At 46.3% G+C, this 10,000-nt stretch carries 7 protein-coding genes; 6 read left to right on the top strand and 1 reads right to left on the bottom strand.

Translation table 11 applies throughout. From position 1 onward, the window contains the following. The 5 genes from LDL18_RS05435 to LDL18_RS05415 form a co-directional block, all read left to right on the top strand. On the top strand, positions 1–1,263 hold a 1,263-nt coding region (locus LDL18_RS05435), incomplete at its 5' end, for an ammonium transporter (protein WP_296507555.1). Between the two features lie 394 nt (positions 1,264–1,657). Continuing rightward, positions 1,658–2,143: an RNA chaperone Hfq gene (gene hfq / locus LDL18_RS05430; RefSeq protein WP_011240270.1), complete on the top strand. Its 486-nt coding sequence runs from the start codon at positions 1,658–1,660 to the stop codon at positions 2,141–2,143. After that, on the top strand, positions 2,140–3,522 hold the full coding sequence (gene hflX, locus LDL18_RS05425) for a GTPase HflX (protein ID WP_296507553.1): 1,383 nt from the start codon (positions 2,140–2,142) through the stop codon (positions 3,520–3,522). Before hfq ends, hflX begins: the two co-directional genes overlap by 4 nt. 20 nt (positions 3,523–3,542) lie before the next feature. Further along, entirely contained in the window at positions 3,543–4,109 is a 567-nt protein-coding gene (locus LDL18_RS05420) for a YqgE/AlgH family protein (protein ID WP_296507551.1), read from the top strand. A gap of 140 nt (positions 4,110–4,249) precedes the next feature. Next, positions 4,250–4,876, top strand: a complete 627-nt coding sequence (locus tag LDL18_RS05415; protein ID WP_296507549.1) for a ParB-like protein — start codon at positions 4,250–4,252, stop codon at positions 4,874–4,876. A gap of 81 nt (positions 4,877–4,957) precedes the next feature. On the opposite strand, the gene LDL18_RS05410 is transcribed toward LDL18_RS05415, so the two are convergent. Then, the gene (locus LDL18_RS05410) at positions 4,958–5,107 is read right to left on the bottom strand and encodes a hypothetical protein (RefSeq protein ID WP_296507547.1); all 150 of its coding nucleotides are present in this window, start codon (positions 5,105–5,107) and stop codon (positions 4,958–4,960) included. Between LDL18_RS05410 and LDL18_RS05405 the strand changes: the two genes are divergently transcribed. Next, the coding region (locus LDL18_RS05405; RefSeq protein WP_296507545.1) for a DUF4011 domain-containing protein at positions 5,097–10,000 on the top strand (4,904 nt) is incomplete at its 3' end. The two genes, LDL18_RS05410 and LDL18_RS05405, sit on opposite strands and share 11 nt — an antisense overlap.

The raw sequence follows: 10,000 nt of genomic DNA, 5'->3' as shown, positions 1-10,000 counted from the left end.
TTGTTATCTTGTGCTGTTCCGGCTTTGGCGGAAACGCCGGCCGCTGTAAATAGCGGGGATACCGCCTGGATGTTGATATCAACAGCGCTTGTCTTGTTGATGATTATTCCGGGGTTGGCATTATTCTATGTCGGCATGGTTCGAGCAAAAAATGCGCTTTCTCTTTTGACCCAGATGTTGTGCATGACCGCTCTTGTCATGGTTTTATGGCCTTTAATTGGATATTCTTTGGCCTTTAGCGGGTCATCTCCTTTCTTTGGTAACTTGACCAATGCCTTTTTGAAAAAGGTAACGCCAGACAGCATCAATGGTACGATACCGGAATATGTTTTTGTCTGTTACCAGATGACTTTTGCCGCGATTACGGCGACTTTGGCTTTGGGTGGTTTTGCTGAAAGAATTAAATTTCGGGCAGTAATGCTTTTCACCCCGCTTTGGTTGGTTTTGGTTTATTTGCCGCTCGCCCATATGGTTTGGTCTTCTGACGGTTATTTCTTCAAAATGGGCGTTCTGGATTTCGCCGGTGGGACGGTTGTTCATATCAATGCGGGTATTGCGGCTTTGGTTGGATGCTTGATGGTCGGTAAACGGAGCGGCTATGGCAAAGAATTGATGGCGCCTCATTCTATGATGATGACCCTGATCGGAACCGGATTGTTATGGGTTGGTTGGTTTGGCTTTAACGCAGGTTCAGCCTTGGGTGCCAATGCTTCTGCTGGTTTAGCCATGATAAACAGCTTTGTTGCGACAGCCGCCGCTATCTTGGTTTGGATTGCAACCGAAGCTCTCGTTGGTCGTAAGCCGTCGCTGCTTGGGGCTTGTTCCGGTGCTATCGCCGGTCTGGTTGCCATTACGCCTGCCGCCGGTAATGCGGGCCCGATGGGCGCTATCGCTATCGGGGCTTTGGCTTCTTTCGGCTGCTTTTGGATGGTCGTCTATGTCAAACCCAAATTAAAATTTGATGATGCGCTTGATGCGTTTGGTGTTCATGGCGTTGGGGGCATTATCGGTTCTGTTGCGACGGGTTTATTCTGTTCACCATTATTGGGGGGGCCCGGTAAAGCCGATTATATGATCGGACATCAGCTCTTCTTGCAGATTTTTGCCGTAGTGGTTGCCGTTATTTGGTCAGCTATCGGTTCTGCTATTGCCTTTTACATCGTTGATAAACTGGTTGGTTTGCGTGTTACCAAGGAAGAAGAAGCGATGGGGCTGGATATCAGCGAGCATGACGAGCGGGCTTATAATATGAACTCGCTATAAAGACTTTAGTGTTGGTTTTTTTTGAAAGACTTCTAGCATAAAAGATAATGAAGCCGGATCTGGGAAACTGGATCCGGCTTTTTTTATCGCGCCGGAAAGAGCCCGAAATTCTTTTATTGACTTGAAAATCATCGGAGAGGGACTATTTTAACGAAATTCCGATAGTGTTTTTCTTTTCTTTTTCAATTCTATGATAATTAAATAATATTTCATTGTCCTTTGTAATAAAGGATAGAAAAATGGATTGGCCTAGTAAATTGTTTCTGTAACATTTGAAATTTTAAACTATATTATCACCTCTTGAAAGACTCTTCACATAGGCGTGCATCCATATTTGCTGGGCGTGGATGTTTTGTAATGATTTTGTCCAGCCAACAAACCGGAGAACCGGACAATGGCCGAAAAGGTCAATAATCTTCAGGATTTTTTCCTTAATACCTTGCGCAAGACCCGCACACCGGTGACGATGTTTTTGGTAAAAGGCGTTAAATTACAGGGTGTTATCACCTGGTTTGACAATTTTTCTATTCTGCTGCGGAGAGATGGTCAGTCACAGCTGGTCTATAAACACGCTATTTCTACCATTATTCCGGCGCATCCACTGGAACAGCTACGCGAAAGTCGCAGTTTGATGGCTGAACGTAAATCCAGTTTGCTTCAGGATGTCTTTTTATCGGCGATTATGCAGCAGCAAGAACCGGTGACGATGTTTTTGATAAACGGGGTCATGTTACAAGGTGAAATTGCCGCCTTTGATCTATTCTGCGTCTTATTGACCCGTAATGACGACGCGCAGCTGGTTTATAAACATGCGGTTTCAACAGTGCAGCCTGTGAAATCTGTAGATTTGACAATGACAGAAAGGCGAGACGAGGATTGAGTGGTTTTGTCCGTTCCGAAGCCGATGGCGTTTCACATGGCGCCCGCGTATTGATCGTTCTTCCTGAATTGGAAGATAATAACAAGCGTTCGACCGAAGCTAGATTGGAAGAGGCAACTGGTCTGGCCTGTGCCATCGGGTTGGATGTTGTTTCCAAATTAGCTTTCCATTTGCGCGCCCCAAAAGCCTCGACTTTGTTTGGTCCAGGGCAGGTTGAGCAGATTGTCACCGCAGCAAGAGATGAAGAAGTCGATCTGGTCATTGTCGATGGCCCTTTGACGCCGATTCAGCAGCGCAATCTTGAGACCTCTTTGGATGTGAAGGTTATCGACCGAACCGGTCTTATCCTTGAAATTTTTGGTGCGCGTGCAGCAACCGCTGAAGGGCGTTTGCAGGTCGAGCTTGCCCATTTGGATTATCAAGCGGGTCGTTTGGTTCGGACATGGACGCATTTGGAGCGTCAAAGAGGGGGCTTTGGATTTTTAGGCGGCCCGGGTGAAACCCAAATTGAAGCCGATCGCCGCATGATCCGTGACCGCATGGCAAAATTGCGGCGTGATTTGGCACAGGTAACGCGAACGCGTGGATTGCATCGGGCAAGACGGAAAAAAGCCCCTTGGCCGGTCGTTGCCTTGGTCGGTTATACTAATGCCGGAAAATCGACCCTGTTTAACCGTATGACTGGAGCCGATGTCATGGCCAAGGATTTGCTTTTCGCAACCCTTGACCCAACGATGCGCCAGATTGCTTTACCTGGTATTGATAAGGCTATTTTGTCAGATACGGTGGGTTTTGTTTCTGATTTGCCGACCCAGTTGGTTGCGGCCTTTCGGGCGACTTTGGAAGAAGTTACCGCGGCTGATCTTATTCTGCATGTCCGCGATATCGCCCAAGAAGATAGTGAATCCGAGCGCGAAGATGTTGAGCGTGTTTTGGCTGAAATCGGGATTGCCCCTGTCGAAGAAGGCGGGGAATTTGCTATTCCGGTTATTGAGGCTTGGAATAAAAGTGATCTTTTATCCGAAGAAGCTCATGAAAGCCTTGCTGCTGAAGCCGCGCGTCGTGATGATGTTGCCTTGATATCGGCATGGACAGGTGAAGGCATAGAAGACTTACGGGAGTTGGTTTCCCAGAGACTGTCAGAAGCCCATCGTCTGCGTCATATTGATCTTCCTGTGACAGAAGGTCAGGCTATGGCTTGGCTTTATGCCCATGGCGATGTTGTCAGTGACGTGATGAATGATGAGACCGGGAAAATGGAATTCGACGTCAGAATGTCGGATGAAAATTGGGGGCGTTTTATCGAACGCTTCGGTTTTTTGTATCAGGATATGTCTTCTTCTGAGGATGAATCCGAAGACTTGCATCCGTCTTTATGAGAAGACTATGACCCTTTCTTATGGTTACTGATCCTTGTCCAGAGCTAAGCGGATTATTGCTTTTGGCTTTGCCCAATATGAGAGATGTCGAATTTCAAAAAGCGGTTATCGCTTTATGTGCCTTTAATGAAAAAGGGGCTTTGGGGCTGAATATTGGTCGCATTATTCCCGATGTGACTTTGCATTCTTTGATGCATCAATTGGGTATTCAGCCCGGCCTTGTTCCTGATCGACCTGTCCATGATGGCGGCCCCTGTGAACCCCAACGCGGGATGGTCTTGCATAGTCGCGATTGGCATAGTTCTGATAGCATGATGGTTGGGCAGGATTGGGCTTTGACCTGTACTCTCGACGTGCTTCATGCCCTTAGTCGTGGAGAAGGACCCCAGCATTGGCTGGTTGCTTTGGGCTATGCTGGGTGGGGTGCTGGTCAACTGGATCAGGAAATGAAGCAGGCAGATTGGTTTCTTTCCAAAGTGGATGACCAATTACTCTTCTCTTGTCCGGCAGAAAATCGTTGGCAGCAGGGATATCAACAGGCTGGGGTCGATTTTTATCGTTTGGCGACAAAAATAGGACAGGCTTGACGATAGATAATGTCTTTCATTTTTTGATATATTTCTTTTGTAGAAGAAAATATTTTTCAAGAATATTACTGTCTAGAAGCTGAAGAAAACGATCCCACCAATTGGATGCATGTCTCATTTATCCCGATAAAGGAGAGAATATGGCTGATATCCGCGAACCTGTGCTTTTGACAGCCGCTTTGACTGACTTGCATCCTACCCAGATTTCGGTTGGTATGCGGGAAGTCGAAAATAAACGCGAAAATTGGCGAGAGAAAGAGGATGATAAAAAATCTCTTTATCTTGGCAGCCATTTAATTCCCGTAGTTCTGGGAGAACAAAGTCAGCCTTTTGTTGTCGATCATCACCATCTATGCCGCGCGCTTTTAGAAGAGGGTGTGACTAAAGTTGCCTTATCCGTGATGGCCGATCTTTCTTCTTTGGAAAAAGATCATTTCTGGTTTGTGATGGATAGCCAGCGCTGGATGCATCCTTTCGATGAAAAGGGCGTCCGCCGTAGTTATCAGGATATTCCTGATAGTCTGACCGATATGAAAGACGATCCTTATCGTTCGCTGGCTGGATCTTTGCGCCGTGCTGGAGGATATGCCAAAGACGTGACGCCTTTTAGTGAATTTTTATGGGCGGATTATTTGCGGCGGCAATTTAGCGGAGCCGACATTGCGCATAATTTCAATGATTTCTTGGAAAAAGCCTTGATTCTTGCCCATGATAAAAAGGCTTCCTATTTACCCGGATGGTGTGCGCCGCAAGTAAAGCATGTCTAGACAGAGATTCCCCTGATCTTGTTTTCTTCAATATCCCTATGTTTTTTCAGTAAATTATCTTTTTTTGCCTTTTTTCAGCTTTTATGATGAAAAAGCGATTGAATAACGCTTGCTATCAAGTTCTATAGGGTATTTGGGCAAGGCTTGTCTTATATTGGCTGTTGTTTCGGGTGAGGATAACCAAGCGTCTGTCCATGCGCGAGGTTCGGGATTATTGTGCATGCGTATCAAAATTGGCGTTTCTGTCGCCAGTAAAATTGGTTTTGCTTCTCATCAGAATGCGGTCCCGTTAATTCACGATTTGGAAATAACCAATCCGACCTCGGAAGATTTTCAGGATTTGACCTTGATCCTGAAAGCGGATTTACCCTTTATTGAAGAAGTCCGTTGGAGGATTCCTCTTTTAAAAAAAGAAGAGAGCTATCAGCTTGCTTTGCAGCCGGTAATTTTGGATGCCGGTTTTCTGCATGATTTAAACGAAAATCTGACGACTCATCTGACTTTCTCGCTTGTCAAAGGCGATACTATTCTAGCCGAAACCGTCTTGCCGGTTGAACTTCTGTCTTATGATCAATGGGGTGGTTATAAGACGATGTCGGAATTGCTGCCTGCCTTTGTTATGCCGAATGATCCAGTCATTGATTCCGTCTTGAAATCGGCTTCTGATGTTTTGGAAAAAGCGGGAAGAGTAGCCTCGATTGAAGGTTACCAGTCGCAATCGCGGGAACGGGTTTGGGAAATAACCTCGGCTATTTGGTCGGCACTTTGCGGCTTGCATCTATCTGAAGCACCTATGCCTGACCAATATGCTGAAAATGGTCAGAAAATACGGACGCCTGAACGAATTATATCAGGGCAGATTGCTAATAGCCTTGATACGGCCTTACTTTTGGCCGCAGTGTTAGAAAAAGCCGGATTAAACGCCTTGGTCGTTTTGTTACGAGAGGCCGTTTTGGTAGGCGTCTGGTTACAGCCGATTGAATTTGCTTCCCTTATTACCGATGAAGCGGCAGCCTTAAGACGGCGGGTCGATTTGAAAGATATGCTGTTATTGGATTCGCGGCTTTTATTGCAGCGGATACCTTCTGCTTTGTCGGTTGCCGAGCGAGAGGCCTTAAAAAAAATTGCCGAAGAGCGTGCCTCCGATTTTGTTATGGCTATCGATATTCATCGGGCGCGTTTACAAAAAATTCGGCCTTTAAATAGCTTGTCGGGGAATGGTGAAGAATTTTCGCCATCTGAATGGGAAGCGGCAGAAGCCTTTGAAACTGCGCCAGTATTACCCGCTTTTGATGTCGAAAGGTCGGAAAGTGATGCTGTCGCGAAAGATCGGCTGACAAGTTGGCAGCGTAAATTATTGGAATTAACGCCGCGTAATCGCCTGTTAAATCTGCCTGCCAAAAGCAAACAGGTGCCTTTGATCTGTTCAGACCCGATGAAGCTGGAAATCGGATTAAGTGACGGTAAAAAGCTGAAAATCGTAGCAATGCCGGATTTTTCGGCCAATGGGCGCGATAAAGAACTGTATGCGTCACAAAATCAGAGCGATTTGCTTCAAGAAATGGCAGAAGCGGCCATGGCTAAAGGCGAAATTATGTCTTCGCTTTCAGCTAATGCCCTAGAAGCCGCTTTGATTGATCTTTATCGGAAAGCTAGAAGCGATATTGACGAAGGCGGGGCGAATACCTTGTTTTTGGCAATCGGTTTTCTGAAATGGAAACGGCATCCTGAAGAAACGCGGGAGTATCTCGCACCTTTGGTTTTATTGCCCGTAACATTGGAACGGAAAAATGCCTTGTCCGGTTTGGTTCTGGTCAGGCATGAAGATGAAATCCGTTTTAATCTGACACTTCTGGAGATGTTGCGGCATGATTTTAGCCTGACGATACCAGAGTTGAATAAGGCTTTGCCAGAGCAAGACGGATTGATTGATATTGCCGCGATATGGAATATTATCCGTCATGCTATTCGGGATATTAAAGGTTTCGAACTGATTCCCGAAGTCAGTTTAAGCACTTTTTCCTTTGTTAAATATCTGATGTGGAAAGATTTAACCGATCGTTCCGATCAGTTAAAGGAAAGTCCTCTTGTCCATTATTTATTAGACCGGACAAAAGAGAATTTACCTAAAAATAAGCATTTCCCAACTGCCGAAACGCTGGATAAAACCGTTAATCCTGGTGAATTATTTACCCCTTTACCTGCAGATAGCTCTCAATTAGCGGCTATTGTGGCCTCGGCTAAAGGCTGTGATTTTGTTTTGGATGGCCCTCCGGGGACAGGGAAATCCCAGACTATCGCCAATATTATTGCTCATAATCTGGCTTTGGGGCGGCGCGTTTTATTCGTGGCAGAGAAAAAGGCCGCGCTTGATGTCGTTCAGCGGCGTTTAAATGCCAATGGATTAGGTGATTTCTGTCTGGAGCTTCATTCCAGTAAGGCTACCCGTAGCGAAGTTATCAAACAGCTTAATCGGGCTTGGGCGGCCAGTCGAGATATCCCCGAAGCTGACTGGAAAAGTGAAGCAGAAAAGCTGCGACAATTGCGCGACAATCTTAATGAAGTCGTTCATTTGCTGCATCAACGCCAACCCAATGGATTGACTCTTTATCAAGCTATTGGCGTTGTTGTTCGGGATGGTGGCCGTGCAGTGCCTCGTCTGAATTTTTATCATCCGCTGCAACATAGTGAGCAAGACCTCGCCCATTTTCGTGATCTGGCGCAACGTTTAGGGCTGGCTTGGCAGGAAGTTGAAGATATTCCGCAGGATTTCGATGCGGTAACGGTAAGCGAATGGTCGAATGGTTGGCAGGAATCTATTGTTGCTGCAGCTAAGAAGTTAAAAAATGCTGTTTTAGAAGTCATGGCTGCCAAAGAAGCGATTATCGAGGCTTCTAATTTGCCGATTATGGCTGATAGTCGGGACGGATTGGAGCAATTAAGCCATTTTGTCCATTTATTGGGAAAAGCCTATGGCAAAAATTGCTATTTGGCTTTTTCTGCCGAAAAAAACAAAATCATCGAAGCCGCCTATCAACTTATTTCTATTTTAAAAAGCTATCGCAAAGAGGCTTCTGGTCTGTCTGTCCGCTATGATCGCGATATTCTAAGACGGCTACGCACACATCCGCGCCGCTTATGGCAGGAATGGGAAAAAGCCGATCAGCGTTTCTGGTTCTTTTCTGTTTTTGAAAAGAAAAAAATTATCAAACATTTGGCAAAAGCAGGTCGCACCAAAGGTCGGATTGATGCGGCGCATGATCTGCCACGTCTGGTGATGATGGGTCGGCTCTATGAAAAACTCTATCACTTGAGAAAAACAATGCCAGCCTTGAAATATTTTTCTGGCTGGAAAGGTGTTAGCAGCAATCTTTCGATGATATCCGATGAATGTGCTTTTGCTGAAGAATTGGAGGCTGCGGTTGCAGCGCAGGCGGCTAATCCAGCGCATTTGATCGAATTACGGCAAGCTGTCAAAAATCTAGTTATGGAAGCGAATGCGTTATTAGATCCGGCTTCTCCTTTGATAATTGCCGCGCGGCGGCTGAAAAGTGCTTTGCAAATATTAGATAGAGCCAAGGATAGTTTTGTCTCTTTAGCAGATTCCGACATGCCCAACGATCCGAAGGCATGGCTCGAACTGGCTGAAACCATTATCAGCTATGAAAACCGTTTGCAGGCTTGGGCGAATTGGCAACGGATTCGTTATGAGGCGGTATCAACAGGGTTAAAACCTTTGGTTGATGCTATTGAAGATCATTCTATTCCGAGCGATCAAGTCTCTTCGGCCTTTGAAGCCGGTTATGCGCGCTGGTTTGCCAGTAATCTGATTGATGCTGAACCGCGATTGCGGCGTTTCTCTTCGGCTATGCAGATGGCTGATATTGCAGCTTTCCGAAAAGTCGATGACCGTGTGTCTGAATTATCGGTGCAATATATTCGGGCGCAGTTAGCTAAAAATATTGCGGTTGATGAAAATAACGGTTTGCCCGCTGGTTATGCCATTTTAAAAAGACAGCTTCAGTTAAAGCATCCTATGCCTATCCGGCAGTTGATTAGTGAAATGGGTGATGATTTTGGACGCTTGGCACCTTGTATGCTGATGAGTCCATTATCGGTTGCCCAGTTTTTACCGCCTGACCATGCGTTATTTGATCTGGTCATTTTTGATGAGGCTTCGCAAATTGCGCCTTGGGATGCTATCGGCGCGATGGCGAGAGGAAAACAGGTTATTGTTGCCGGTGATCCGCGTCAAATGCCGCCGACCAGCTTTTTTAATCGTTCGGTGCAAAATGATGATCTGGTGGCTGATACCGAACGGGACATGGAAAGTATTCTTGATGAATGTTTAAGCGCGGGTATCCCGATGCATTCTTTGAATTTCCATTACCGCAGCCGTCATGAAAGCCTGATCGCCTTTTCAAACCATAGTTATTATGATGGCAGTCTGATTACTTTTCCGGCTCCGGTCAGGAAAGAAACGGCTGTGCATTGGCGGCGGGTGAACGGGGTTTATAGTCGTGGCCGGAATCGCGTGAATGCTATTGAAGCCCAAGCCATGGTGGATGAGGCTGTAGCCCGTTTGACTGATCCCGAATTTAACCGGCAAGGCTGGTCTTTGGGAATTATTACCTTGAATAGTGACCAGCAAAGATTGGTTGAAGATTTGCTGGATAAAGCCCGCCGCGATCACCCTGAAATTGAATCTCATTTCAGCGATTTACTGCCAGAGCCTGTTACGGTTCGTAATCTGGAAACGGTTCAAGGGATTGAACGCGATTTGGTGATTATCGGAATCGGTTTTGGCCCGACAGAACCCGGTTCACCGACAATGCTGATGTCCTTTGGCCCGCTGTCTGCCGAAGGGGGGTGGCGGCGGCTGAATGTTGCCTTGACCCGCGCCAGACAGGAAATGATTTTATTTACCTCCTTTGGCCCTGAAATGATTGATTTAAACCGGACGACTTCGCGGGCGGTTATTGATCTGAAACATTTCATCGAATTTGCTGATCGAGGCCCGCAAGCCTTCTCGGAAGCAGTCCACGGCTCTTTGGGCGGATATGACTCACCCTTTGAAGAAGCGGTGGCTGCGGAATTGATGCATCGAGCCTGGCAAGTCGCTTC

Source organism: Zymomonas sp. (assembly GCF_020216885.1).
GTDB lineage: Bacteria > Pseudomonadota > Alphaproteobacteria > Sphingomonadales > Sphingomonadaceae > Zymomonas.
Note: the sequence above shows the minus strand (reverse complement) of the source record. Positions and strands in the feature narration are given on the sequence as shown.

What these genes read in the sequence shown, in the direction of transcription:
- hfq (WP_011240270.1), top strand. Translation starts at nt 1,658, where the DNA reads ATGGCCGAAAAGGTCAATAATCTTCAGGATTTTTTCCTTAATACCTTG.
- LDL18_RS05420 (WP_296507551.1), top strand. Translation starts at nt 3,543, where the DNA reads ATGGTTACTGATCCTTGTCCAGAGCTAAGCGGATTATTGCTTTTGGCT.
- LDL18_RS05415 (WP_296507549.1), top strand. Translation starts at nt 4,250, where the DNA reads ATGGCTGATATCCGCGAACCTGTGCTTTTGACAGCCGCTTTGACTGAC.